The organism is Methylibium sp. T29, from assembly GCF_000576205.1.
Taxonomy (GTDB): Bacteria; Pseudomonadota; Gammaproteobacteria; order Burkholderiales; family Burkholderiaceae_C; genus Methylibium; species Methylibium petroleiphilum.
In genome coordinates this window covers 1-24,279 of sequence record NZ_AZND01000037.1, presented here as the reverse complement: position 1 = coordinate 24,279, position 24,279 = coordinate 1, and the positions used below count along the sequence as shown (strand labels likewise).

The 24,279-nt window shown below is 67.8% G+C and carries 34 protein-coding genes and 3 pseudogenes; 13 read left to right on the top strand and 24 right to left on the bottom strand.

Annotation, left to right across the window (positions count from 1 at the left end; genetic code table 11):
* Positions 1-154 precede the first annotated feature (154 nt).
* The 4 genes from x551_RS07340 to x551_RS07325 all read left to right on the top strand — a co-directional run bounded on the left by x551_RS07340 (position 155) and on the right by x551_RS07325 (position 2,314).
* Positions 155-1,018: a DUF932 domain-containing protein gene (locus x551_RS07340; protein ID WP_036228891.1), complete on the top strand. Its 864-nt coding sequence runs from the start codon at positions 155-157 to the stop codon at positions 1,016-1,018.
* Positions 1,019-1,125: 107 nt separating this feature from the next.
* Complete coding sequence (locus x551_RS07335) at positions 1,126-1,479, top strand: hypothetical protein (protein WP_036228893.1); 354 nt, start codon at positions 1,126-1,128, stop codon at positions 1,477-1,479.
* Between the two features lie 350 nt (positions 1,480-1,829).
* Positions 1,830-2,006 (top strand): hypothetical protein, encoded by a 177-nt coding sequence (locus tag x551_RS28135; protein WP_343252118.1) that lies wholly within the window; start codon positions 1,830-1,832, stop codon positions 2,004-2,006.
* Positions 2,003-2,314, top strand: coding sequence for a type II toxin-antitoxin system RelE/ParE family toxin (locus x551_RS07325; protein WP_036228898.1), 312 nt, complete (start codon positions 2,003-2,005; stop codon positions 2,312-2,314). Before x551_RS28135 ends, x551_RS07325 begins: the two co-directional genes overlap by 4 nt.
* A gap of 48 nt (positions 2,315-2,362) precedes the next feature.
* Here the strand turns inward: x551_RS07325 and x551_RS07320 are convergent, their stop codons facing one another.
* The 19 genes and pseudogenes from x551_RS07320 to x551_RS07240 all read right to left on the bottom strand — a co-directional run bounded on the left by x551_RS07320 (position 2,363) and on the right by x551_RS07240 (position 14,805).
* Positions 2,363-2,818, bottom strand: a complete 456-nt coding sequence (locus x551_RS07320; protein WP_036228900.1) for a hypothetical protein — start codon at positions 2,816-2,818, stop codon at positions 2,363-2,365.
* Entirely contained in the window at positions 2,815-3,450 is a 636-nt protein-coding gene (locus x551_RS07315) for a hypothetical protein (protein ID WP_197028704.1), read from the bottom strand. The genes x551_RS07320 and x551_RS07315 overlap by 4 nt, the downstream gene beginning before the upstream one ends.
* Entirely contained in the window at positions 3,437-3,571 is a 135-nt protein-coding gene (locus tag x551_RS27900; RefSeq protein ID WP_255343754.1) for a hypothetical protein, read from the bottom strand. The genes x551_RS07315 and x551_RS27900 overlap by 14 nt, the downstream gene beginning before the upstream one ends.
* 181 nt (positions 3,572-3,752) lie before the next feature.
* On the bottom strand, positions 3,753-4,607 hold the full coding sequence (locus x551_RS07310) for a universal stress protein (protein ID WP_081771254.1): 855 nt from the start codon (positions 4,605-4,607) through the stop codon (positions 3,753-3,755).
* Between the two features lie 143 nt (positions 4,608-4,750).
* On the bottom strand, positions 4,751-5,173 hold the full coding sequence (locus x551_RS07305; RefSeq protein ID WP_036247995.1) for a GreA/GreB family elongation factor: 423 nt from the start codon (positions 5,171-5,173) through the stop codon (positions 4,751-4,753).
* 429 nt (positions 5,174-5,602) lie between these two features.
* Positions 5,603-6,874 (bottom strand): c-type cytochrome, encoded by a 1,272-nt coding sequence (locus tag x551_RS07300; protein WP_253950317.1) that lies wholly within the window; start codon positions 6,872-6,874, stop codon positions 5,603-5,605.
* A 117-nt stretch (positions 6,875-6,991) separates the two neighbouring features.
* Positions 6,992-7,600: a uracil-DNA glycosylase family protein gene (locus tag x551_RS07295; RefSeq protein ID WP_036247989.1), complete on the bottom strand. Its 609-nt coding sequence runs from the start codon at positions 7,598-7,600 to the stop codon at positions 6,992-6,994.
* 8 nt (positions 7,601-7,608) lie between these two features.
* A complete protein-coding gene (locus x551_RS07290; RefSeq protein WP_231497450.1) occupies positions 7,609-7,989 on the bottom strand; it encodes a c-type cytochrome in 381 nt (126 codons plus the stop codon).
* Positions 7,990-8,018: 29 nt separating this feature from the next.
* Positions 8,019-8,587, bottom strand: a pseudogene (locus x551_RS07285) (ferritin-like domain-containing protein).
* Positions 8,588-8,631: 44 nt separating this feature from the next.
* A complete protein-coding gene (locus x551_RS07280; RefSeq protein ID WP_036228911.1) occupies positions 8,632-9,417 on the bottom strand; it encodes a YiiX/YebB-like N1pC/P60 family cysteine hydrolase in 786 nt (261 codons plus the stop codon).
* 84 nt (positions 9,418-9,501) lie between these two features.
* A pseudogene (locus tag x551_RS07275) lies at positions 9,502-10,214 on the bottom strand (RNA polymerase sigma factor).
* A 54-nt stretch (positions 10,215-10,268) separates the two neighbouring features.
* On the bottom strand, positions 10,269-11,075 hold the full coding sequence (locus x551_RS07270; protein ID WP_051495449.1) for a metallophosphoesterase: 807 nt from the start codon (positions 11,073-11,075) through the stop codon (positions 10,269-10,271).
* A 22-nt stretch (positions 11,076-11,097) separates the two neighbouring features.
* On the bottom strand, positions 11,098-11,712 hold the full coding sequence (locus tag x551_RS07265; RefSeq protein ID WP_051495451.1) for a 5-formyltetrahydrofolate cyclo-ligase: 615 nt from the start codon (positions 11,710-11,712) through the stop codon (positions 11,098-11,100).
* Between the two features lie 19 nt (positions 11,713-11,731).
* Positions 11,732-11,938: a DUF3079 domain-containing protein gene (locus tag x551_RS24170; protein WP_081771256.1), complete on the bottom strand. Its 207-nt coding sequence runs from the start codon at positions 11,936-11,938 to the stop codon at positions 11,732-11,734.
* 9 nt (positions 11,939-11,947) lie between these two features.
* Entirely contained in the window at positions 11,948-12,385 is a 438-nt protein-coding gene (locus x551_RS07260) for a DUF6306 domain-containing protein (protein WP_036228914.1), read from the bottom strand.
* A 122-nt stretch (positions 12,386-12,507) separates the two neighbouring features.
* Positions 12,508-13,194, bottom strand: coding sequence for a Crp/Fnr family transcriptional regulator (locus x551_RS07255; protein WP_036228917.1), 687 nt, complete (start codon positions 13,192-13,194; stop codon positions 12,508-12,510).
* A gap of 5 nt (positions 13,195-13,199) precedes the next feature.
* Complete coding sequence (locus x551_RS07250; RefSeq protein ID WP_036228978.1) at positions 13,200-13,805, bottom strand: hypothetical protein; 606 nt, start codon at positions 13,803-13,805, stop codon at positions 13,200-13,202.
* Positions 13,806-13,816: 11 nt separating this feature from the next.
* On the bottom strand, positions 13,817-14,287 hold the full coding sequence (locus tag x551_RS07245) for a hemerythrin domain-containing protein (RefSeq protein ID WP_036228920.1): 471 nt from the start codon (positions 14,285-14,287) through the stop codon (positions 13,817-13,819).
* A 17-nt stretch (positions 14,288-14,304) separates the two neighbouring features.
* Positions 14,305-14,805, bottom strand: a complete 501-nt coding sequence (locus x551_RS07240; RefSeq protein ID WP_051495453.1) for a hypothetical protein — start codon at positions 14,803-14,805, stop codon at positions 14,305-14,307.
* A gap of 181 nt (positions 14,806-14,986) precedes the next feature.
* On the opposite strand from x551_RS07240, the gene x551_RS07235 reads away from it, so the two are divergent.
* The gene (locus tag x551_RS07235) at positions 14,987-15,691 is read left to right on the top strand and encodes a succinate dehydrogenase iron-sulfur subunit (protein ID WP_036228923.1); all 705 of its coding nucleotides are present in this window, start codon (positions 14,987-14,989) and stop codon (positions 15,689-15,691) included.
* A 37-nt stretch (positions 15,692-15,728) separates the two neighbouring features.
* On the opposite strand, the gene x551_RS07230 is transcribed toward x551_RS07235, so the two are convergent.
* Genes x551_RS07230 through x551_RS07220 form a run of 3 tightly spaced genes read right to left on the bottom strand, consistent with a single transcriptional unit; the run spans position 15,729 to position 17,137 of the window.
* Positions 15,729-15,986: a DUF2249 domain-containing protein gene (locus x551_RS07230; protein ID WP_036228926.1), complete on the bottom strand. Its 258-nt coding sequence runs from the start codon at positions 15,984-15,986 to the stop codon at positions 15,729-15,731.
* A 43-nt stretch (positions 15,987-16,029) separates the two neighbouring features.
* Entirely contained in the window at positions 16,030-16,629 is a 600-nt protein-coding gene (locus x551_RS07225) for a hemerythrin domain-containing protein (protein WP_051495457.1), read from the bottom strand.
* Complete coding sequence (locus x551_RS07220; RefSeq protein WP_036228929.1) at positions 16,622-17,137, bottom strand: Rrf2 family transcriptional regulator; 516 nt, start codon at positions 17,135-17,137, stop codon at positions 16,622-16,624. Before x551_RS07220 ends, x551_RS07225 begins: the two co-directional genes overlap by 8 nt.
* A 122-nt stretch (positions 17,138-17,259) precedes the next feature.
* On the opposite strand from x551_RS07220, the gene x551_RS07215 reads away from it, so the two are divergent.
* From x551_RS07215 to x551_RS07180, 8 genes and pseudogenes are all read left to right on the top strand, one after another.
* Positions 17,260-18,477, top strand: coding sequence for an NnrS family protein (locus x551_RS07215; RefSeq protein ID WP_036228939.1), 1,218 nt, complete (start codon positions 17,260-17,262; stop codon positions 18,475-18,477).
* A gap of 90 nt (positions 18,478-18,567) precedes the next feature.
* On the top strand, positions 18,568-18,873 hold the full coding sequence (locus x551_RS07210; protein ID WP_036228942.1) for a DUF2249 domain-containing protein: 306 nt from the start codon (positions 18,568-18,570) through the stop codon (positions 18,871-18,873).
* Between the two features lie 18 nt (positions 18,874-18,891).
* Entirely contained in the window at positions 18,892-19,215 is a 324-nt protein-coding gene (fdxA, locus tag x551_RS07205; protein WP_036228944.1) for a ferredoxin FdxA, read from the top strand.
* Between the two features lie 5 nt (positions 19,216-19,220).
* Positions 19,221-20,867, top strand: coding sequence for a cbb3-type cytochrome c oxidase subunit I (locus tag x551_RS07200; RefSeq protein WP_036228948.1), 1,647 nt, complete (start codon positions 19,221-19,223; stop codon positions 20,865-20,867).
* Positions 20,864-21,456, top strand: a pseudogene (locus tag x551_RS07195) (cbb3-type cytochrome c oxidase subunit II). Before x551_RS07200 ends, x551_RS07195 begins: the two are co-directional and overlap by 4 nt.
* Before the next feature lie 214 nt (positions 21,457-21,670).
* Positions 21,671-22,045 (top strand): cytochrome c, encoded by a 375-nt coding sequence (locus tag x551_RS28130; RefSeq protein ID WP_310732184.1) that lies wholly within the window; start codon positions 21,671-21,673, stop codon positions 22,043-22,045.
* Positions 22,042-22,749: an SCO family protein gene (locus x551_RS07185; RefSeq protein ID WP_152543453.1), complete on the top strand. Its 708-nt coding sequence runs from the start codon at positions 22,042-22,044 to the stop codon at positions 22,747-22,749. Before x551_RS28130 ends, x551_RS07185 begins: the two co-directional genes overlap by 4 nt.
* Positions 22,746-23,228 (top strand): hypothetical protein, encoded by a 483-nt coding sequence (locus tag x551_RS07180; protein ID WP_051511883.1) that lies wholly within the window; start codon positions 22,746-22,748, stop codon positions 23,226-23,228. The genes x551_RS07185 and x551_RS07180 overlap by 4 nt, the downstream gene beginning before the upstream one ends.
* 141 nt (positions 23,229-23,369) lie before the next feature.
* Here x551_RS07180 and sufT read toward each other — a convergent pair whose 3' ends face one another.
* Complete coding sequence (sufT, locus tag x551_RS07175; protein ID WP_036228950.1) at positions 23,370-23,924, bottom strand: putative Fe-S cluster assembly protein SufT; 555 nt, start codon at positions 23,922-23,924, stop codon at positions 23,370-23,372.
* On the bottom strand, positions 23,921-24,279 hold a 359-nt coding region (gene sufU, locus x551_RS07170), incomplete at its 5' end, for a Fe-S cluster assembly sulfur transfer protein SufU (protein WP_036247987.1). The genes sufU and sufT, both read right to left, overlap by 4 nt.

The following is a 24,279-nucleotide window of genomic DNA, read 5'->3' as shown; positions in this document are numbered from 1 at the left end:
GCCCCAGCGCCCCGGCTGCGAGCCGCAAGCCCCGCAGCGCGCGCCAGCCGGCGCACGCCGACGCCTGAACCCTCATAGGGTAGGCGTGAAGCTGGTCCACAAACAACCGAGCCGCGCCCGCCCTTCGAACACTCAACGATCGAAGGAAACCATCATGTACTCGACCCCGACCCTGGCGACCCGCTTTGCCCGCAACACCCGCGTGATGCGCGGTGACCAGCCCCTGAGCGAAGACCAGATGCGCGCCGCGGCGCCGTCCATCTTCGCCGAGGGCAAGCACGCGAGCCGCTCCGAGCGCTACACCTACATCCCCACCATCGATGTCCTGCGCGGCCTGCGCAAGGAGGGCTTCGAGCCCTTCATGGTCGCCCAGGGTGCCAGCCGCGTCGAGGGCAAGGCGGAGTTCACCAAGCACATGATCCGCATGCGCCACGCCGGACAGGTGCAGACCCGGCCCGAGGCGAACGAGATCATCCTGATCAACAGCCACGACGGCGCCAGTTCTTACCAGATGCTGGCCGGCATGTTCCGCTTCGTCTGCTGCAACGGCCTGGTGGTGGGCGAGGTGGTGGACGACATCCGCATCCCGCACAAGGGCAACATCCAGGGCGAGGTGATCGAAGGCGCGTTCCGCGTGCTCGACGAGTTCGAGGCCGTGAACGAGCACACCGAGGCGATGAAGGCGCTGCAGCTCCAGCCGCCCGAGGAGATCGCCTTCGCGACGGCCGCCCTGGCACTGCGCTTCGGCGAGCACACGGTGGAGGAGGGCGGCGGCCACGCGCCTGCGCCGGTGACGGCCGAGCAGCTCATCGAGGCGCGCCGGCCCGAGGACATCGGACACAGCCTCTGGACGACGTTCCAACGCGTGCAGGAGAACGTGATCCGCGGCGGGCAGCCCGGCCGCAGCGCGCAGGGGCGCCGGCTGCAGACCCGCCCCGTGGGCAGCATCGACCGCGGCGTGAGCCTGAACCGTGCGCTGTGGATGCTGGCCGAGGAGATGCGCAAGCTGAAGGGCTGACCCGGCCGCCCGAGCCCGCCAGATTCCGCCCCGAATCTGGCGCGCTCGCAGTGCTGCACCGGCCCGACCATCGGGCTGGTCTTCCCACTCCATCCGAGGAGGCGCCGATGAGTCCCGATGCGATTGAAGCCGCGCTCACGGAATTCGACACCCGGTCGCGCAAGGCGACCCAGGCAGGAGCTCAGGCGTTCGCGCGACTGCTCGAGCTGGCCGAGGAGCGAGACTCCGGCCAGATCCCGCGCGTCGCGCGCTTCCTGGCCGCGACGTACAACGGCCGGGCCTTTCCGTTCGACCTGTTCGAGCTGCGCGCCGTCGACATCGCCATCAGCGACGACATGCTGTGCTGCCTCGACGCGCTGCGCTGGGGCCGAGCCGACCTGCACACGCTCATCCCCGACGGTGACGCCCGCGTGCGAGCCGTCATCGAGAGCTGGGGCCTTCGCTGGCCGGAACGATCTTGATTGCGAGGCGGAAGATCGCCCCAGCATCGACCGCCACGCGTGCTGCGCCGCGAGACGAGCCGTACGGCCGCTCGCCGGCCTCCACTGCGTGTCGGCCGGCTCGCGTGGCCCGGCGGCACCCATCGAGGGGTGCGCGCCAGGCAGCCTGCTGCCTGCGCTGCGTCGACGCTGCTGCCCGCATCTGGCGGTGGACGGACGGTCCGCGTAGAATGCATCGCAACTGCAACGCGCTGACTGCCCACCATGAAATCCGCCACACTGCCGTCGCTGCGCGTCGAGCCCGAACTGCGCGAAGCCGCCGAGAGCGTCCTCCAGGAAGGCGAGACGCTGTCGGGCTTCATCGAGCATCGGTGCGGGAGACGATCCAGCGACGCCGCGTCCGTGCCGAGTTCATCGCGCGTGGCCTGGCCTCGCGCGAGGAGGCCAAGCGCACGGGTGTGTACATCGACGCCGACGTGGTTCACGCCGAGCTGGCCAAGAAGCTGGCCCAGGCCCGAACGAGGCTGCAGAAGAAGGCCCGTGCGTGAGCTTTGCCGTCCGGTACAGCGCGTCGGCCCGGGATGACCTGACGCGGCTCTACGAGTACCTGCTCGATCGCGCCACGACGGTCGAGGACCTCGATCTCGCCGAGCGGGCACTGGGTGCGATCACCGACGCGGTCGAGAGCCTGAAGCGCTCGCCTTTCATCTATCGCAAGGCCGACGACGACCCTTTCCTGCGCGAACTGCTCATCCCCTTTGGAAGCAGCGGCTACGTGGCGCTCTTCGAGATCGAGGATGCGGCGACGGTGACGGTCCTGGCCGTGCGTCATCAGCTCGAGGACGACTATCACTGAGCGCGCCGCGCGCGCCTGCATCTGCGCGCGTTGAACTCCAGCAATGCTTCAACGCGCCCACATCCAGGCCGCTATCGCCCAACTCAGCGCCGATGCCAAGAGCGCCGCGGCGACGTGAGTCAGCCAGCTCTCGAAGCGCGCGAGGCGCCGCTGTTCCTGAAGTGAACCGGCGAGGCGCTGCAGGACAGGCTGCAACTCCTCTCGGAACAAGGTCGTCGCGGCGCTCTGCATTGCTCGCACCTGCGCCTCACCCGCGCTTCGCGCCAACTCGTCGGTGCGCTGCGCAATGTGCCGGATCGCCACGCCCTTGGCGTTTTCGGCAATGGCCGTCATCCGTGCCTCCAATGACGTCAGTTGATCCGAGAGGGTCGCGCTGGCCTGCATGAGCGCTTCCCGGCTCGCGTCCACGGCTGGAACGACGGTCTCCAGCCTTTCCGCCACCTGGGCGATCTCGCCAAGCGCTTCGGCCACGAGCGCCTCGCGCGCGGTGGTCAGGTCATTCACGCTTCCGCGCTCGTCTCGGTTGGCGAAGCACCCGCCGAAAGCGCGTGGAGGTCCAGTGCTGCGAAGCAGGCATCGAGCTCCAGCACCACGCCGGTGGCGAGTCGGCGCGTCGCGAGCTTCTGGGCCAGGGCCAGCTTCTCGGTGGCGTCCTTGGCCTTGGCAATCAGCGACTTGTAGTCCGTGGTGTCGCGCGCCAGGGATCCAAGGTCCGACTTGATCCCCCGGATCCGACCGTAGATCTCGTTCGCGCCCAGGCTGCATGCCGCATCGGGAACGGCGATCGGGTGCTGGGCGAGGTAGGCCAGCAAGAGGTAGAAGGTCTGCTCGACGGACCGGCCAGGCTCTGTCATGTTGAACAGGATCTTCAGTCGCGACGGCGGGACGCCCAGGCGCGACAGATCGATCAACGTCGCGATGGTGTCCTGCTGCTGCTTCAGGGGCGGCACCGTCGGTACGACGAAGCAGTCGAAGTCCTCGTGGCTGCCGCGGTAGCTCTGCATCAGCAACAGCAGCTGATCGACGTTGCTGGCGCCAACGTCGACGATGGCGCTGTTCACCGTCTGCAGGTACTCCTGCAACTCGGCGAACTGCCCACCGCGCAGAGCCGTCGTCTTGCCCTCACCACTGCGCACAGGCGGTCACGTTCAGGAGCTGTTCGCGCTCGACCCATCCGTAGACGAACCACGCGATCTGGTGACTCCACTGCGGCTGCATGTCCAACAGGGCAATCCACGGCATTTGCATCAGGCTCATGACGATCTCCGCGACACGAATCGCGCCTTGTTGTGGATCCAATGGCCCTGAGTCAATGCCCCGGCATGCGCTGCCGCGCTCTGAGCGAGGGCTGCGTTGTCGATGTAGTGCTCCGAGTTCGGTCGAGGCGCGACCGTTTTCGCAGCCTGTGGCGGAGAACTGTCCCGGCGCCGCGGCGCGATCAACATGTCGCAAGTCGCCTCGGACAGGACGCGGCTGCTGACGCTGCGAGAAGGAAGTTGCCCAAGGTTGAACGACCCTGTTTCCCGGCGACGATGAGGTCGGCGCCGAGCCTGTGGGCGTGACGCAGGGTCGCGCGCGCCGGTGACCCGTACGCCAGCGCATAGTTCATGGGCGTGCTGTCCAGGCCGAGTCTGGCGACCTGGCGACGCATGCGAGCATTGGTCGCTCCTTCTTCCATCAGGTGCGTTTCCCTGATGACGTGCCCGGGCACACCGCGCATCACAGCCTCGCGCTTGGAGTTGATGGCGTGGAACACATGCATGCCTTCCGCGCGGCGCATCCGGTCAGCGACGCGAATCGCCGCATCCGACGACGCCGTGAAGTCGATCGGTACCAGGACTCGCCGATAGGTCCCTTGCACCGCGGTCTTGACGACGAGGACGGGACGCCGGCAGGTTCGGATCATGCGATCCACGGTTCTGCCGGCGAGCAATCCCTTGAAGCGGCCGTGGCCGCGCTGTCCGAGCACCACCAGGTCGACATGCTCCGACGCCTGCATCAGGGTCTCGAACGGGTCGCCGACGATGACCTCGACGCTGGCAGTCAAGTCGTAGGCACCCGATACCTCGACGGCCAGGCGGCGCAGTGCGTCGCGCGCCTGTGAGGCCTTGAGATCCAGGTCCAACGTCGGTGAGAACCAGTCGCGCAGCGGTTTGCAGCCTGCAGCATTCAGAACGTGAAGGATGCGAAGGTGGGCTCCGTGCTCATGCGCCAACAACGCTGCGCGGCGCACCGCGTTGTTACCGTCAACCGAAAAATCGGTTGCCGCCAGAATGGATGTGAGTGACGTCATCTGTGTCTCCTCGAGAACAGTCGTGTTCCGACAGGCGGCAGACGAGCGTGTGCCTACGGAGCGATGTGCATCGCCCCAGAGGTGGCATTCAGGCCCGTCGTCGCCACGATCGTGATGTGCAGTCCGAAGGCTGCACGCGACGGCTACATCGCGTAGTCGCCGCTCGACTCGGGCTGGAAGAGGATGGCCAGAATCTCGGCCGCCTTTTCGTCGCCGGCAGGGGTAGACCAGCGAGCAATGCTGCCGACCCGCAGGCCGAGCAGGGCACTGCCGACCGGGGACAGCACCGACACGAATCCAACCGCCGGCTCGGCGTCCGCGGGGTAACACAGGGTCAGCGTGTTTCGCTGGCCGGTCTGGGAGTCCTGCAGCAGGACCTGCGAATACATCGTCACGACGTCGGGTGCCACCTCGCGCGATGGAACGAGCGCAGAGGCTTCCAGGACGTCTTCGATGGCACGGACTTGCTGGGGTGACCCGTCACCGCGTGCATCGCGGCGGAGCAGGTTCAGGAGGCGGACATGGTCCAGTTCAGTGAGCGTGCGCTCGAGGGTGATCACTTCCACGGGGCATTCCTTCAGTGTCAAGCTGAGTGCCTCCGGATCGGAGACACGCATCTACGCGCGGGCTAGGAGCCCGGCGATCTGAAGTTTGCGCAAATGGTGTGGTGGTGATCGCCGGGCCTAAGGATGTGCGGCCGGCTGACGGGTGTGAGTCCCCATCCCGGCACGCAACTGCGGCGTGCACAGCGACTCAGCAGCAAAACATGCCGCCTCGCAGAATGCACCGCCGAACGCGGACGTGGACGCAATGGAACCCATCTCACAAGTCTATCGGCGTTGCCTGGTCCGAGCAATTCCTCAAGATGATGTCGCACTGGGATGTAGGCGTATTGCTTGGCAAGTAGCGGTGCACGACCCTCACCGCATGTGCTCGGTGCGCCGACTATGCATGACCTGCCAGGCGCCCCTCCGCGCCACTTGCCGCGAGTGCTATCACAGGGACTTCAGGTACTCGCTCAGGTCGCCCACCTGCTGCTCTGTGAGCCCCAGGCCCCGCTTGCGGTCGTAGGTGCGAACCACGTCGCTCAAGGTGGCCGCCGAGCCATCGTGGAAATACGGCGCGTGCTGCCACAGGCCCTTGAGAGGCGAGGTGCGGTACTGCTTCGTGGCGGAACGCGATGCGTAGCTCGGCGCTTCCGGTTCGGCCATCGAATCGCTCGCGGGGTGCAGCCGCGTGTTGGCATCCGTGAAGAGCGGGCCACTGTGGCAGGTCGCGCAGGTGCCGACGCCCTCGAACACCAGCTTGCCGCGAGCGGCGGCCGCAACATCGAAACTGCCGGCCGGCGCCGCCGGGGCCCCCAGCGACAGCTGGTACGCCTGCAAGGCCGGCAGCTTGCTCGACACGCGGTCCTCGGTGCCGTTGGTGAGGTTCAGGTTCAGGCGTGGCTCCACCACCGAGCCCAGCCCGCCCATCTCGGCCACCGCCACGTAGCGGTTCCAGTAGGCCAGCTCGTTGCCGTCGCCGGTGAAGGTCACGCTGTGCAGTCCCGCCAACCCGTAGGCCGGCGGGATCACGACCGGCTTGCTCAGCCCGTCGATGTTCTGTCGCGGATCGAACCTGCCCTTGCCCCAGGCATTGAACATCTGCCGGGTCGTCGCGTCGAGCGTCGGCGACAACGCGATGATGGCGCCCGGGTTCAGGTCGCGGTTGGGCCAGCCGTCCTGGCGCTTGCCGATGCCGGGCGCGAAGGAGTCGTCCACGGTCGAGTGGCACAGCGCGCAGGTGATGCCGACGCGCTTGAGCACGTCCTGGCCGTTCACCGTCTCGACGCTGGCCTTGAGGCCGACCACCGCATCGAGCTTGAGCAGCGCGATCGTGGTGGCCGGCTGCGTCAGGTCGATCGAGCCATTGCGGATGCCGTCCACCACGGCGGCGGGCAGCGCCTGGGCATCCACCTTGAGTCCGACCGACAGCGCGGTCACCGGGTCGACGGCGGCGCTGATCACCTCGTGCATGCGCAGCGCATCGGTCCATTTGGCTTCGTCGCCGAAGGTCTCGTAGCGGAAGGTCTGGCGGCCCTGCTCGACCAGCGCGGCCGCGTCGGCTGCCCCGTCATCGGAGGATCCGCCGCACGCGGTCGCCAGGATGACGGCGGCGGTGCACATGCCCAGCAAGGGCATGGCCCGCAGCGCCGAGCAACGCAGCGATGGCGCCGTTCGGTGGGCGCGGTGTCCGTGGGTCGTGAAGGGCTGTGATGTGTTCATGGCGTGGTCCTTGGCCTGTGGAGTTGGGCACTCCCGCCATCGACACGACGGCATGTGTCGGGGTGCCTGGTCCTTGGATGCCGCCAGGTGGCTGCACGTGACAAACTGATCTTCCGGTTACCGGCCCCGCAGCGCGCGCACGCGTTCCTTCAGCTCGGGCAGCACGTCCGCTTCGAACCAGGGATTTCGCTGGAGCCATCCGTTGTTGCGCGGGCTCGGGTGCGGCAGCGGCAGCACTCGCGCCCCGTGCTCGCGCCAGGCCCCCACGGTCGCGGTCAGGTTCGCGCCGCCGCCGGCCGGCTTCAGGTGCCAGGCTTGCGCGTACGTGCCGATCACCAGCGTCAGTTCGATCGAGGGCAGCTGCTCGAGCAATCGCGCCCGCCACGTCGCGGCGCATTCGGGCCGCGGCGGCAGGTCGCCGCTGATGCCGGCACCGGGATAGCAGAAGCCCATCGGCAGGATGGCGATGAAGCCCGGGTCGTGGAACGTCGCCTTGTCGATGCCCATCCAGGCGCGCAGCCGGTCGCCGCTCGCGTCGTCGAACGGCACACCGCTGGCCGCCACCTTGCGCCCGGGTGCCTGCCCTGCGATCAGGATGCGCGCTGTTGCACCGGCCAGCAGCACGGGCCGCGGCGGCAGGGGCAGGTGGGCCGTGCAGATCGTGCAGGCCCGCACTTCTCGCAGCAGCCGCTGCAGGGCTGCGTTCCTCGAAGGAGGCTGCGCCATGGTTGGCTTCACCGCGCGGAGGGTGCGCTGTCGCGGCAGGCCGGTGTCTGGTCGACCTGTCGCAGGTAGGCGATCAGGTCAGCGCGTTCCTGGCGGTCAGGGATGCCGGCGTAGGTCATCGACGTGCCGGGTACCGCCTTCATCGGCGCTGCCAGGAATCGGTCGAGCGACTTCTCGTCCCAGACGATCGCGGACCGCTTCAGGGCTGCCGAGTAGCCGTAGTCCGGCACGCTGCCGGCAGGGCGGCCGAGCAGGCCGCAATGTCGCGGCCCGACGCGATCGAAGGAGAGCGCATGGCAGGCCTGGCAGCGTGCGTAGATTGCCTCGCCGCGCATCGCATCGGGCGCGGCCGCGGCGGGCGGTGCGGCGCCGAGCGCGGCATACCCCATCGCCGCAGCGATCAGCAGCGCCCAGCGGCTCATGACATGAAGGCCACCGGCACCGGCGCTTCGCCCAGGGCCTGGCGCAGGATGGCCCAGTGCATCGCCTCGTCCCCCAGGATGCTGGCGGCGGCCTTGGCAAGGTCGCGGTTGCGGAAGAGCGGCACGGCGCCAGGTAGGCGCTCACGGCCCCCTGCTCGAGGCTGGCGGCGAACTTCAGCACGTCGCCCTGCGACTTGAGCTGCTCGACCGGGAAGTTGTACCTGGCCTTGGCCTGCACGGCCTTGCCGCCCAGCTTGACCACCGTCTTGGCGAGCAGATCAGCATGCTCCTTGTGATGGCCCTGGAAGCTCAGTGCGAGGTCCAGCACGCCGGGCTGCAGCAGCTTGCTCTCGGCGCCCAGCTGATAGGCGGCGATCGCCTCGAGCTCGGCACCGAGGGCGGTGTTGAGGATCTGCACATCCTGGGCTGCGGCGCCGCCGGCCTGGGCGGCGAGGGCCTCGTTGCCGGCGAGCAGCGCCACGGCCGCACCGGACAGCGTCAGTCCGGTGCGGCCGAGGAACAGGCGGCGGGCGACGAGCGGGGAAGACATCTGGAAGAAGGACATCATGGCTCCTGAAAGCGTTATGAGCCCATTCGATGGCCGGCGCTTCACCGGCGTTCCGGCTCGCTGCGTGCATCGTCCTCCCACGCGAGACCGTGCGGATCGAATCCCGGCCGCAGGGTCGGCTTGACGACCTCGAAGTAGGGCGACATGTCGAAGTCCCTGGGTGCGTACAGGCTGTGGTGACGGATGTGCAGCAACTCGCGCCGGCAATGCCCGCCTGCCCCGTCGAGGGCGTCCTGGCAGGTGACCTCAGGAAGGATGGGGTAGTGCACGGCTTGGAAGGCCTGGGCGATCAGCGTCGAGCAGATCGCGCGCGACGGATCGCCACTTCCGAAGGCGATCATGCGGCGCCGCCAGTGCAAGGGCACCGGCGGCGCCGGCAGCAGGTAGCGCGCCAGATCGACAAGGTTCCTGAGGTCGTACTGCTGGCCGAGCCTGCTGATGACGTAGCCCACGAGTTGCTCCACCTCCTGCGCCGCGAGCCCGACCGGCCGGCAGATTCGGGTATGCATGTGAGCGTAGGCGCTGAGCGGCACGGCCCGCACGCCAGCGCGGAGATCGGCTTCGATCAAGGTGAGCGGCTCGAGCTTTGCGGTGCCTCCCGGCCATCCGCTGCCGACGAACAGTGCCGCGTGCGACCAGTTCGATTGCGTCAGGATCTTGATGGCCATGCTGATGCGAGACTCGCCCTCGACCAGCAGCACGTCGCCGGGGCGCAGCGTGGCCTCGAGCAAGCCCGGTGCCACGGTCGCCACCATGGCACCGTGCGGCCGGGGTGCGAGAAGGTAGGCCGCGAGCCGATCGCCGATGGCCCTGAGCAGTGTGTTCATCCCGGTCGGTACCCCCAGCCCACAAAGTCATCGGGGTGGACGAGGGCGGGCGCGCAGCCTGTGTCGGTCCGATCCCTGCCGGAGTCAGGGGCCGACTGCGCCGTCGTGGCTGGCCAGCCTGGCCATCACACCCGCGACGATGCGGTCGCAGCGGGCCCCGTCGAACGAGAAGGCGTCCGCCATGGCATGGTCGATGTCGCGCGCCAAACCCTCGCGAAGCAGCCCGCGGGCGCGAAAGAACCGCGTGCGAACGGTGGCCTCTGGCAGACCCAGTGCCACCGAGACCTCCTCGACGCTCATTTCCTCGACGGCCCTCAGCATGAAGACCGTGCGAAACGCCTCCGGCAGGGCATCGATGCACGCTTCCATCAGGGTGCGCAGTTCCGTGCGCATCGCGGCGCGGTCGGGCCGCTCGTCGGGGTTGCCTTCCATCACGTCCTCCATCGAGACGTCCCCGAGGTCGATCGTGGCGTCCAGGGCCAGAACCTGGGCGCCCCGGCGGCGCAGCGACCCAGTGCTTCGTTGATGACAATGCGCACCAGCCAGGTCGACAGACGCGCTTCGGACCTGAAGCTGCCGAGAGAGCGCCAGGCGCGCAGATAGGCTTCCTGCAACGCGTCTTCGGCTTCGGCGTCGCTCTTGAGGATGCTGCGCGACGTGCGGAACAGCAGGCGGTTGTGCCGACGCATGATGCGTTCGAACGCGGCATTGTCGCCGCTGGCAGCGCGTGCTGCCAGGTCGCTGTCGGCCATGCTGTCGATCGGGGTCGTGGGCGTTGCCAGGGCTGTGCCGTGCATGCAGTCCTCCATGAGAAGGGATTCACGCCCCCTTAGATGCGCGCTCGGGTCATTTCATTCCCGCCGCCCGGGAAAGGCACTGAGCGGGCCGCTTTGCGCGTTCACCTCGACAGCGAAGTGGGGATCGAAGGCGGGGTTCTCGTTGACGCCGCTACGGGCATAGCCACGCGGGTTGCAGACGACGCGTGTGCCGTTGACGCGGTGGTCGAAACTGTCGTGCGTATGCCCGTGAATCCACAGCGACACCCGGTCTGCGTCCAGCAGGTGCGCGGCATCGGACACGAAGCAGGCGTTCAGCGGCGAATCGGCGAAGCGCGGGTGGATGCTGTGACGCGACGGGGCGTGGTGCGTGATCACCACCGTGGGCCCGGCATGGGCCTCCGCCAGGCGACTCGCCAGCCAGGCCGAGTGGCATCTGAAGAGATCCACCGAGTCATCCGGCGTGAAGATCTCGGCCGACGACTCGCGGGTTCGAATGCGGCTGAAGTCCCGCATCAGTCGCCGGGCCTCGGACTTCGCGGTGGCGCGTTGTTGCGGGTTGTCGAACAGCTCGAAGTCGGTCCACAAGGTGGCGCCCAGGAAGCGCACGCCACCCAGGACCACCTCCCGCTGGTCCAGCACCTGGACCTGGGTACCCATGCACAGGCGCTGGAGTTCATCGAGCGCGCCGTCGATGCTGCTACCGTAGAACTCGTGGTTGCCGGGCACATAGAGCACGGGCTTGTCGAACTTCAGCGCCCAGGCGACCGCTTCGCGCGGGCGCGCGACGTCGCCGGCCAGCACGACCACGTCGGCATCGTTGACAGGCCAGTCCATTGCGCCGAAGCCCAGGTGCAGGTCCGAGAGGATGTTCAGTTTCATGGGTGGGCGGCGATGTCTGGATTCAAGCGCTGCGGTACGGTCGGGGCGTACACCCGTTTTCGGTGATGATGAGATCCATCGGGATGTCATGCGGCAGCGGATGAATGGTGGCGACTGACGAGATGGCGAACCCGACGCCGATCACCAGCGGCTTGCGTGCCATGGCCGCGAGTGTTCTGTCATAGAAGCCGCCTCCGTAGCCGAGCCGATAGCAGGTCGCATCGAATCCCACGACCGGCGACACCACGATGTCCGGCCGAACGGCGATGCCGTCGGCGGGCACCGGAATGTTCCAGATCCCGCGGGCCATCGCGGCGCCCGGCCACCAAGAGCGAAACACGAGCGGCGCATGTCGTTCGACAACGATGGGCAGCGCGCACCGCGCGCCGCGCGCATGAAGCTGTTCCATCCACGGACGAAGACTCGGTTCACCGCGAAACGGCCAGTAGACGCCGACTGTCCGACCATGGACGTCACCCAGAGCGATGGACAAGTGGCGCGCGATCGCCGCTGCGTGAAGGCGCCTTTGCCCGGGAGAGAGTTTCAACCGCTCGTCAATGAGGCGCAGGCGCTCCGATTTGCGCCACCGCATGATGGCCTCGCGCGCCAGCGCGCCCGTCTCTGAATCGTGGTCCATGAATCTGGGGGTGGCCGTTTCACTCAGGTGCTTGTTGCGACGCCGGAGGATCGAGCTTGGGGGCGTCGAGCCCCCATGACATCCAGTCTTCACCGAACAGTTCGGACGGATGCGGCGTCGCCACGCTCCCGTTGCCACACATCATTGAGTCCACAGCGCAATACTTGTCGCAGCCCCAGCAGATGCGCCCTGGGTGCTTGGGGTGGATCGGAAACTTCTTGACCACGGCGTGCATTCAGGCGTGCCGTGCGTCGATGCGCTCGATGTTGCCGCGGTGCGCCTCCAGCATGATCGAAAGATCGGCCCGGACCTGTGCGTCCTCGATACGCGGAATCAGCGTCTCCAGGCGGCGCACCACCCATGTCTGGCCGCGGTTGAGGAAGTCCAGGCGCTGCTCCAGATCAGGGATCGCCATGGCCTTGCCCCAGAACGCTCCCGTCGCGCTGGACGCATTGCCCTCCAGCGCCTTGATGGTGCGCATCAGCATGCTGCACCAACGGACTTCATCCGTGTGAACATCCTGCACGAGCGTGGTCAAGGCGCACGGCGGCATGTCGCGCGCCGTCTCCATGGCCACCCGCGCGCCTGCACGCTCGGCCTCCAGCAGTTCGTTCAACGCTACAAGCACCTCGTCGCGCGAGGCCGGTGTGGGGGCTGGAACAGGGGTACTCATGGCAGGTCTCCAAGCGGGCCAATGAACGCGCGCGGCAGGCGGTTCAAAGAGGCATAGAGTGTACATCTTATGATCTGGACGGCGGCGGACAAGCGCCTACAGGGCCTCAGAACATGCACAGGTCAGCGCGGGGTCGTCGCTTGCTGGAGCCGATGGGTGTCGGGCACCACGATCCGCCGGCCCTGGACCTGCAGCACGCCCGCCTCGGCCAGTTCGTGCAGGATGCGCGAGAAGTGTTCGGGGCTCAAGTTCAACTGGGTGGCGACCTCGGCCTTGCCGGCAGGCAGAGTCCACGACAGGCTGGGTTGGCCATCGGCGCGGCGCAGCAGGTAGGCGGCTAAGCGCGCAGTGCCGCTGCCGATGGCCTGCCGGTCCAACTCGTGCACCAAAGCCTCGACGCGCCGGCTCAGGCCGGCAATCATCTGTCGGGCGAATTTCGGGTTGCGATCGAGTTCCGCGAAGACAGATGCCTTGGGCACGAGCAGCACCAGGGCGTCGCTTGCGGCCTGGGCCTCGACCAGGGTCGGCCGCTCGAGGAACATCACCGGCTCGCCAAAACTCTGCCCAGGCCCGACCGTGCCGGTCAGGCGACGGCCACGCACCGGTGTGGTCGAGACCAGCTTGATGTCACCGTAGACGACCACGTAGATGCCCGTTGCAGGTTCACCCTTGCGGAACAGCACGTCGCCGCGCTCGAAGCGGTGACGCACCGATTCCGAGGCCAGCCGGGCCAGCGCCGCGCCGTCCAGATCCTTGAACAGCGGCAGCCTTGCGAGCAGGTCCGCCGTGGGGATTTCCCTGCGGCCCATCGTCTTCAGGTGATCACTGCGATCAGCGCCGGATCGTCCGCATGATCGAGCAAGATCGTCTGTACCCAAGCTTGCCAGGCATCGGCAAAGGCCTGACGCCTGACGGAATCGGCCTGCGGCGCCAAAGCGTCCCGCATCAGGTCCGCCAGCCCGACCGGCCGGGGCACCGCCTGCGGCCGGTGCGCTACTTCGACCGACCGACCAGTGTCCACCCGCGTGAAGCGGATCTCACCCGCCGCGGCCACCCCGAAGCGCAGCAGGCCCTGGCGAGCGAAGCGGCCTGCCAGCCCCTTGAAGCCGCCCTCGTTGGCCGCACCGGTGACCAGGCCCGCCACGCCGGCGATGACGCCGGCCACGCCTTCGTCGACGGCCTGGCGCAGTTCGACGCGGATCTCGCCGCGCCGCGGCGCCTCGCCGGGGTACAGGTAGGCCAGCGCCGTGCGTGTCATCAGCCAGGCCCCGGCCACCGTCGGGCACGAGTGGCCGGCGAGCTTGACCGCGTCGACATAGCGGTATTCGATCGCCCCGCCGTCTGCCGCGCCGAGCGCCTCGGCCAGCGGGTCGGCGACTGTGATCGTCGGCACCGCATCGAAGAAGGCGGGTGTCTTCATGCCCGCCATTCTCAGGCCGCGGCCGTGGACGCGCGCCGGACCAGCCGTTGCCGAACCACATGGCCGACCAGCACCGCGGCCGGGTACATCACCTCTTCCTCGGTGCGCGCATGCTCGACCAGGGCCTCGACAAAGTCGACGATCTCGCCGCGGCCAGCGCGGGCGGCGGCCTCGCGCAGTTTGTTCAAGGCCGCGACGATGTTCTGGTGCTCGGCCAGCATCTGCGGCAGCTCGGCCTCGAGTTGCTCGGTGAGTGTCAGCACCTCGGCCATCTCGGCGTTCCACTCTCCGCGGGCCAGCGCGGCGAGCAGGCCCAGCGGCGGCAGCGCGATCTGGTCTTCCTTGACGAAGTGCGGGTGCATCAGCCGTGCCAGCGTCTTGGCCGCCTCGCCGACCTCGCCGCCGGCCTGGGTGGCCTGGCGCAGCCGCTCGTGCAGGGCGTCGTGTTCGCGTTGCAGCGTTAGGGGAATCGTGAATTTCATGATCGCTCCTTGGGGTTTCAATGAACGTTGCGGATCGGCTTGAAGCCGGGGTGGTCGAAGTGGCTGCCGTACTGGTTGACGGCCTGCGCCACCTTCACCAGGCCGAGCGCCGGGCGTGTCTTGGCATCCTTGCCCGCCATCGTGTCGGTGCCCGTGCCGATGTCGGCGATCACCAGGTGCAGCATCGCGTCGGCCTTCGGTTCGAGCCTGCAGTTGGCGACGATGCCGCCGACCTCGGTCTCGACCTGCGTGGCCACCTCGCGGTATTGCCCGGGCGTGAGCTTGCCGGCGTGGGCGGCGCCCAGTTGCGGCTCGACCAGGCCGCGGATGCGGCCCATGCCGACGCGCAGCGGCTCGTCGGTGGCCCACTTGCGGCCCTGGTTCAGAGTGAGCTTGTGCGGGGTGGCCGCGTCGTGGCTGTGGGCCGTGGTTTGCGCCAGTGTCGGACCGACAGACGAAGCGATCAGCGCCACCGCCGCAGCGGTCCCGATGAACAGTTTCCGAACGAACAGGGCCATCTTGCTCTCCTTGGGGTTGAAAGGGCATCCCTGCCCACCTGTTGCGTCAGACGGATCCGTGCCCCGTGGGTTCGATCCACCTTCGAGTTCCTTAGGAATCATCAAGGAATCGGCCCGATCGATGCTGGCCCGCAGCGCTAGAGTGGGCTCACCCGATGGCCAGCGGCCGTCTTTGCGGAGGTTGGCGATGCATCGTTTCCAGATCTACCGCTACGACCCGGACCAGGACGTGTCGCCCCGCATGCAGACCTACGATCTCGAGATCGAACAGGGCGACCGCATGCTGCTCGATGTGCTGATCAAGCTGAAGGCCATCGATCCGACCCTGAGCTTCCGGCGCTCGTGCCGTGAAGGTGTCTGCGGCTCAGACGCGATGAATATCAACGGAAAGAACGGGCTGGCGTGCGTGACGAACCTCCGTTCACTGCCGAACACCGTGGTCCTGAAGCCGCTGCCGGGCCTGCCCGTGATCCGCGACCTCTTCGTCGACATGACCGGCTTCTTCAAGCAGTACCACTCCATCCGGCCTTGGCTCGTCAACGAGGATCCGCCGCCCGAAAAGGAGCGCTTGCAGTCACCCGAGGCACGCGATGAGCTCAACGGCTTGTACGAGTGCATCCTGTGCGCCTGCTGCTCCAGCGCCTGCCCGAGCTACTGGTGGAACCCGGACAAGTACGTCGGCCCGGCCGGCCTGCTGCAGGCCTATCGCTTCCTGGTCGACAGCCGGGACCAGGCCAGCGGCGAGCGCCTCGACAACCTGCAGGACCCGTACCGGCTGTTTCGCTGCCGCACGATTCTCAACTGCACCGACGTCTGCCCTAAGGGCCTGAACCCGGCCCTGGCCATCGGCAAGATCAAGGAGATGATGGTGCGGCGCGCGATATGACGTTGCCCGCGTAGCCGCACCATTTCGCTGCGCCCGCTCAGCGCACGCTGAAGTCGATCGCGATCGCGCCAGGCTCACGCTGGCGGTATTCCACGCTGATGCGATCGCCATAACGCTGCGCCATCTGCGACAGCAGCGGCAGCGGGTCGTGGTCGTTGGCGAAGCGCATGGTCTCTCCTGCCTGCAGGATGTCCAGTGCGCCGAAGATGGCGGCGTGCCGGAAACGCTTGGCCACGCCGCGGGCGTCGAATGGATAGATGGCGTCGGGGGACAAGTGCAGATGAGCTTGTGACATGACGACTCCTTGACGGGTCAGTGAAGGGGCCCGACGCAAGGCGTCAGGCAGGGAAGGAGTTGGGGAGCCCGGCGGGTTCGAAGGCGCCCCGGCGACCGCGCATCGACTGACCGATGCGGTCCAATTCGGCATCGCAGAGCAGCCGCCCGGCCATCGGCAGCAATTCGGCCTCCTCGCGTGCGATGTGCCGCTCGTACAGGGCTATGAAGTCATGCACTTCGTCGTCCGGCAAGGTCGCCGTGTCTCCGCCTGCCACCTGCTCCAGCCGGCGGCGCAAGGCGCGCCAGCGCCGTTCGAGTTCTCGGTGCTCGGCGGCCAACGAAGCCGTCAACTCGCGCACGCACACGGCGTCGGACCCGGCCATGGACTCGATCAGCGCTGGAAACAGGTCCAGCTCCTCGTCCGCGTGGTGATGCACGGCGGAGGTATCGAAGTAGCGCATCACGGCAGCGGCGGCGTCCTGCGCCTGTCGGTCGGCCCCCTGGCCGGCCAGGTGCGCCGCGAGACGCCGCAACGTGGCGCACTGGGCCTGGACGCGGCCGTGACATGCCGCCAGCATCTCCAGCGGCACTTCGAAGCCCACCGCCGGAGCCGAGTGCCCGGGCAGATCGAGAAGCGTCGCCGGTGCGCTGCGCTCACGCATCGGGCTTCCCGGTGCTGGCGGGCTTGCGAAGGCTGCGTGGCGGCGCCACCGGGGCGCCCCCCGCGCGACCACGCACCGACGTGGCGCGTGCCGAGGCTGGGGCCGGCGCAGGCTCGACGATGTCGGCCAGGGTCATGCTGTCGAGCTCCTTGAAGTAGGCCCCCAGCGCGCCTCTGAACAAGCCTTTCAGGCGGCAGGACGGTGTCAGCGTGCACTGGTTGGTGCCCGGGTCGAAGCACTCGACCAGGCGGAAGTCGGTCTCGGACGCGCGCACCACGTCGCCGATGCGGATCCTGGCCGGATCCTTCAGCAAGCGAAGCCCGCCGCCGCGGCCGCGTGTCGTCTCCAGCACACCCTGGCGACCGAGATCGGTGACGATCTTCATCAGGTGATTCCTGGACACCCCGTGGCGTTCTGCCAGCTCGCTGATGGTCACCAGCTGCTGCGGACGGGCCGCGCAGTACATCAGCACTCGCAAGGTGTAGTCGGTGTACTCGGCGAGACGCATGCATGCCCCTAAAGAGGCATCAAGTATATGCCTTTAAATATGAATGCGATTTAAGATGCAGCAAGCGTACTTCTTATAAGTCCTCAGGACGACCTGACCGTCGTTACGTTGTCTGCCAAACGATGTCCCTCCTGTCCCTCCGAACTGCCCCGCCCGAGGTGCCCGAAGCGCCACCGCCCGCGGGCTGGCCGCTGCTGCGTCTGGGGTTCCGCCCGTTCTACCTGGGAGCTGCGCTGTTTGCCGTGTTGGCGATGCCACTTTGGATCGCGCTCTACCTGGGGCAGGTGACCTCGACTCTGGCGGTGCCGCCCCTGCTGTGGCACGCGCACGAAATGTTGTTCGGCTTCGCGATCGCCGTCATCGTCGGCTTCCTGCTGACGGCCGGCAAGGCCTGGACCGGGCTGGCCACGCCGCGTGGTGCGTTCCTGGGCGCGCTGGCTTTGCTGTGGGCTGCTGCGCGCGTTGCCGCCGTAGTCGGTCCCTATCCGGTCTACGCATTGCTGGACCTGGTGCTGCTGCCACTGGTGGCCGCCGTGTTGGTCGATCTGCTGGTCCTCGCCCACAACCGCCGGAATCTGCCGCTGGCAGGCATCCTCGTGCTGCTGTCGCTGGCCAACGGCGCCTTCCACCTGGCGGTGCTCGGGACCATTTCGATCGCACCCCTGGTCGCGCTGCACGCCGGCTTGGCCCTGATCGTGATGATCGAGTGCGTGATTGCCGGGCGTGTGATTCCGGCCTTTACGATGAGTGCCACCCCCGGCCTGAAGCTCGCCGCCCGGCCGGCCTTGGAGCGCGCGACGCTGTCGATCACCGCGTTGGCGCTGGCGCTTTGGGTCTTCGCACCCTCGGCAACGGCTTGGGGATGGGTCAGCGGCGCGGCCCTGGCGCTGGCAGCTGCTCTGCACCTGGCCCGACAGTGGCAATGGCAACCGGCGCAGACGCGCACCCGTCCGATCCTGTGGATCCTGCACGCAGCCTACGCCTGGATAGCCGTCGGATTCGGCCTACTGGCGCTGGCGCAGATCGGCCGTATCGGTGCGTCGGCCGGCGTGCATGCCCTGGCGGTCGGTGCGACCGGGGGCCTGATCATCGGCATGATCACCCGCACGGCGCGCGGCCACACGGGTCGGCCACTCAAGGCCTCGAAAGCTGAGGTGCTGGCCTACATGCTGGTGATGGCTGCAGCCGCCCTGCGTGTGCTGGGTCCGCTGGCGATGCCGCAATGGCTACCGCAACTTCTGGTCTGCGCGGCGCTCGCCTGGTGCGCCGCTTTCGCCATCTACATCGTCGTCTACGCCCCGTGGTTGATCAGGACGCGCCGCGACGGGAAGGACGGCTGACTCGACTCGACACGCCAACCTCGCTGGCCCTTCGTGGCACGCCCGTCGGCAGGCCCGCCTTCCACTCACCGAACTGCAAAGGAACCTCGGATGACTTCCACACTCGCCGCACCGGCCACCACGATCGACCTTCGCACGATCGCGCCGCGCGATCGCCATGCACTGGTCTTTGCACGCTTCGACGCGCTTCAACCAGGCCATGCGCTGGAGCTGGTCAACGACCACGACCCGCAACCCCTGCGCGTGCAGTTCGAGGACCGGGCGTTCGGGCAATACGACTGGCACTACGTCGAAACCGGCCCTGCGTCCTGGCGGGTACGGATCGACAAATGCGGAGCCAACCCGAGGTCGGACGTCGGCGACTCCTGCTGCTCCGGTGGAGCCTGCTGCGGCTGATCGAACGGTGCCGCGTCCATGACCTTCGTCGTCACCGAGGCCTGCATCCGCTGCAAGTACACCGATTGTGTCGACGTGTGCCCGGTCGATGCCTTCCGCGAAGGGCCGAACTTCCTTGTCATCGACCCCGGTGAGTGCATCGACTGCGCGGTGTGCGTGCCCGAATGCCCGGTCTCGGCCATCTACGCCGAGGAGGACGTGCCGGGTGATCAGCAGGACTTCACATCGCTGAACGCCGAGTTGGCCCGCGTCTGGAAGCCGATCACCAAGACCAAGAAGGCCTTGCCGGACGCCGATGCGTGGCGCGAGGTCACCGACAAACGCGCCGAGCTCGAACGCTGAACGCCATGAACACCGTTGCCATCCTGCTGTCGGCCTTCGTACTGTCCTTCGTCGCTTTGTTGGTCTTCATCTGGTCGCAGCGCACCGGCTTGTTCGATCGCAGCAGCAAGGGTGCGGAGGTGATCTTCGCTTCCGGCGAAATCGGGCGCATCGAGGAACCGGCCGCGGCACCTTCGGCGCAGGGCAGCCTGCAGGGCGCCATCGATACGGCCGGTGCCGGCCAAGCGTCCCGCGCCGACGCCGGCGAACTGGCCGAGCGCGCGCGCGCCGACGCGTCCACGGCGCCGCTGGTGTTCTTCATGTTCTGCTGCGCGATCGCCTGGCTGCTGGTGGCCTCGGCGGCCGGGCTCACCGCGTCGATCAAGCTGCACGAACCCGACTGGCTGGTGCGGCAGGCCTGGCTCACGTTCGGTCGCATCCGCACCATCCACCTCAACGCGGTGGCGTACGGCTGGGCGCCGATGGCGGGCCTGGGCATCGCGATGTTCGTGATCCCGCGGCTGCTGAAGACACCGCTGCTGGGCGCGCGCTTCGCATTCGTCGGGGCGGTGTTCTGGAACGCGGCGCTGATCGCCGGGCTGGGCAGCATCGCCGCCGGCATCAACGACGGCCTGGAGTGGCTCGAGATCCCCTGGCAGATCGGCATCCTGTTCGCCGTCGGCGGTGCATTGATCGGCCTGCCGCTGGTATTCACGCTGGTCAACCGGCGCGTTGAGCACCTCTACGTCTCGGTCTGGTACATGGCCTGCGCGCTGTTCTGGCTGCCGGTGCTGTTCGTCGTCGCGAAAGTGCCGGGCCTGCACCAGGGTGTGCAGCAGGCGGCGATGAACTGGTGGTTCGGCCACAACGTGCTCGGCCTGTTCTACACACCGCTGGCGCTGGCCTCGGTGTACTACTTCCTGCCCAAGGTGATCGGGCGGCCGATCCAGTCGTACAACCTGTCGCTGCTGGGCTTCTGGGGCCTGGCCTTCTTCTACGGTCAGGTCGGTGGCCACCACCTGATCGGCGGGCCGGTGCCGGAGTGGATGATCACGCTGTCCATCGTGCAGAGCATGATGATGATCATCCCGGTCGCCGCGTTCACGGTGAACCAGTACCAGACGCTGCAGGGCCGTCTGTCGGCGCTGCGCTGGTCGCCGACGCTGCGCTTCATCGGCGTCGGCGGCCTGATGTACACGGCCAGTTCGGTGCAGGGCTCGCTCGAGGCGCTGCGCAGCATGAACGCCGTCACCCACTTCACCCACTACACGGTGGCTCATGCGCACCTGGGGCTGTACGGCTTTGTCAGCTTCGTGTTCTTCGGCGCGATGTACTTCGTGATGCCGCGCATCACGGCGCGCGAGTGGCCCTACCCGTGGATGATCACGGCGCATTTCTGGCTCGTCAGCGGCGGCTTCGCCTTGTACTTCGTGAGCCTGACCGCCGCCGGCTGGCTGCAGGGGGTGGCCATGCTGGACGCGGCGCGACCCTTCATGGACTCGGTGGCCGTGACGCTGCCCTACCTAAAGGGGCGCAGTGTGGGCGGGGCCTTCATGGTGCTGGGCCACCTCGTCTTCGCCGCGCACTTCATGGCGCTCGCCTTGGGTTTCGGCCCGCAGCGCGACAAGCCGGCACTGTTCCGGCAACTGTTCCACAAGGAGGCGGCGGCATGAACAACGAGGTCAAGCTGATCTCGGGCGCGATGGTCATGCTGGCGCTGTCGACCAGCGCGCTGGTGGTGCTGCCGTATCTGCAGGTGCACGACGCGCCGCCCCTTCCCGGCCTCAAGCCTACACCAGCGCCGAACTGCGCGGCCGCGAGGTGTACATCGCCAACGGCTGCGTCTACTGCCACTCTCAGCAACCGCGAGCCAAGGCCTTCGCGCCGGATTTCTCGCGCGGCTGGGGACGGGCGACCGTCGCCGGCGACTACGCCTACGACCAACCGCACCTGTTGGGCACCATGCGCACCGGCCCGGACCTGATGAACATCGGCGTGCGCCAGCCCAGCGAGCAGTGGCAGCTCGGACACCTGTACCAGCCGCGAGCCTACATGCCGGGAAGCATCATGCCGAGCTATCCGTTCCTGTTCGAGACGAGGGAAAGGGCCGAAAAGGGCGATGTGGTGGTGTCCCTGCCACCGGGCCAGGCGCCGGCCGGCCAGGTGGTCGTCGCGCGACCGCAGGCCATGGATCTCGTGAAGTATCTCCAGTCGCTCGATCGCAGCTACCCGGCTATCGCCGTGCCTGCCGTGAAGCCATGACCTCGCCCATCCTTCCTCAGCAGCAGCGCGAAAATCCCGAGCCGAAGGAAGGTTCGAATCCGATGCCATGGTTCGTCATCGTCCTGACCGCACTGCTGATGGCCTTCGGCGTGCTCTACATCGCCCGATCGGCCATCATCAACGCACCCGCGCTGGGTGACGGCCGCTCGACCGCCGAACTGCAGGGGCTCTTCCTGCGGCAGCTGGCACCACGGTGGACGGCACGGCTGCGTACGCGTCGCGTTGTGTGGCCTGCCATCAGGCCAGCGGCGCCGGGCTGCCGGGCGTGTTCCCGCCGCTCGCGGGCTCGGAATGGGTGGTGGGCAAGGAGACGACGCTGATCGCCCTGGTGCTGCATGGCGCCAGCGGCCCACTGACCGTCAAGGGCGGCACCTACAACGGTGTCATGCCCGCCTTCGGCGCCCAGTTGCAGGACGCCGAACTGGCCGCCGTGCTCACGCACATCCGCAGCCAGTGGGGCAACGCCGCGGCGCCGGTGACGGCCGACGCCGTGGCGGCGGTGCGCAAGGACACGGCGGCGCGCACCGAACCGTACAAGGGCGACGTCGAGCTGGCGCCGCTCAAGTGACGGCACCTCTGGCCGCCGTGCACCTGACGAGGAGGTCACACGAGGCAAGGGCGCGCCGCCTCACTGCCTTGCTTTGCCTGGCCCTGACGTTCGGTCTGGTCATGGCGCTGCAGCACTGGACACACGGCTTCGAGGTCTGGACCTTCGACGGACGCAGGCAGCTGCAATGGCAGGCGGGCGAACTGCGCGCTCAGCCGGTGGCCCTTCGGCGCAGCGACGGCAGCACGCCGCGCTTGTGGGGCGATGCCGGCGCCATGCCGGCCGCCTATCTCGTCGACTTCATTTACACACGCTGCCCCAGCGTCTGCCGAGCGCTCGGCGGCGAGTACCAGCAGATGCAGCGCGCGCTGATCCTGCGGCAGGGGTCAGACCCGACGCTGCGCGGCGTGCACCTGGTCTCGATCTCGTTCGACGTCGAGCATGACAGCCCGACGCAGCTGGCGCGTCATGCCGCCGACCTGCGCGCGGATCCGCTGGTCTGGTCCCTGGCCGTACCGGCCACACCCGGGGATGCGAGCGCCTTGTTGCGCTCGCTCGGTGTCGTCGTGATCCCGGACGGGGAGGGCGGCTTTGTGCACAACGGCGACATCCACCTGATGGACGAGCGCGGTCGCTTGCGCGGACTTTTCGCCTTCGACCAGTGGCCGCAGGCGCTTGAAGCCGCCCAGCGACTGGCGGCCACCCGGCCGGAGGCGTCGAGGTGAGCGCCTGCGGCCATCCGTCGCACCGTGTGGGGCCGCTCGTGCTGGCCGTGCTGCCGCTGGCGTTGCTGTGGCCGTTGCTGCGCCACACTGTCGAGAGCCGCATGTCGCTGCACATGCTGGCGGAATTCCCTGCGCTATTCATCGCCGGGTGGTCGGCCTGCCGGCTGTGCCTGCGCCGCCTGCCGGCCCGGCGGTGGCTGCGCATTCAGCGCCTGCTGGACTGGCGCGGCTGGACCGGGGCGGTGCTGACCAGCGGCGTGGCGCTGGTGTGGATGCTGCCGTCCGCCCTGGATGCAACGATGCTCTGGCCCGCCGCAGCCGGGGTCAAGATCGCCAGTTGGTGGCTCGCCGGCTGGCTTTTTGCGGACAGCTGGCGCCGAATGGACGCCGAGGTACTGCTCTTCTTCGTCGGCAATCTGGCTGGATGGCTGCGACGGCGGGGCTGCTCTACATCGATGCGCCCACGCGCCTGTGCGTGAACTACCAGCAGGACGATCAGCGCCATGCGGGCATCGGCCTGGTGCTGCTCGCGCTCCTGCTCGGTGCGCTGGCGCTGCGGCGGCGCCGGGAGCCGCCACATGAAGGTCGGTGATTCGTGACGAAGGGATCGGATCGGCCGTCTACAGGCCGAGGGTGAGGGCGGCCGCCTCGGACATCATCGAGCGGTCCCAGGGCGGGTCGAACACGATGTCCACCGTCGCTTCGCCCACTTGCGTCAGGGCCAGCACCTTGTCGCAGACTTCATCGGCGATGACTTCGCCCATGCCGCAGCCGGGTGCGGTCAGGGTCATCTTGATCGATACGCGGAACCGTTCGTCGTCCATCGGCAGCACGTCGCAGAGGTAGACCAGACCCAGTTCGACGATGTCGACCGGGATCTCCGGGTCGTAGCAGGTCTTCAGGGTCTGCCACACGAGGGCGCGCAACTCGTCGAGGCCGATGTCGTGCGGTGTCGTTGGGGCCGCGGGCGCGGCGGGCGTCGGCTTGCCGATGGCGTCGGCGTCGACACCACGCAGCCGCATCAACTGCCCCTCGACCCACAGCGTGAACGAACCACCGAGCGCCTGCGTGATCCGCGCCGGCGTGCCGGGCGGCAGTTCGGTCGGCCGCCCGTCGGGGATGCACTCGACACGCACCGCGCGCGTGGTCACCACCGGCTCACGCTGTGGTCTCACGGCGTATCACCCAGCGCATGCATCAGTGCATGCCAACCCAGGAGGGCGCACTTGATGCGGCCCGGATAGCGCCGCACGCCGGCCAGGCTGATCAGCTTGCCCAGTTGCGCCGCATCGGGTTCGAGTTCACCGGTGAGAACCGCGCGAAAGCGCTGGTGCAACTGCTGTGCGACGGCCACGTCGTGCCCGCGCACGGCCTCGGTCATCATCGACGCCGAGGCCATGCAGATCGCGCAACCCTGCCCGCTGAAGCGGATGTCCTGCACCTGACCCTGCACCACGTTCAGCATCACCTGCAGGTCGTCGCCACAACTCGGGTTCTGGCCGCGTGCCTGGTGCGTGGGTGTGCGCGCCG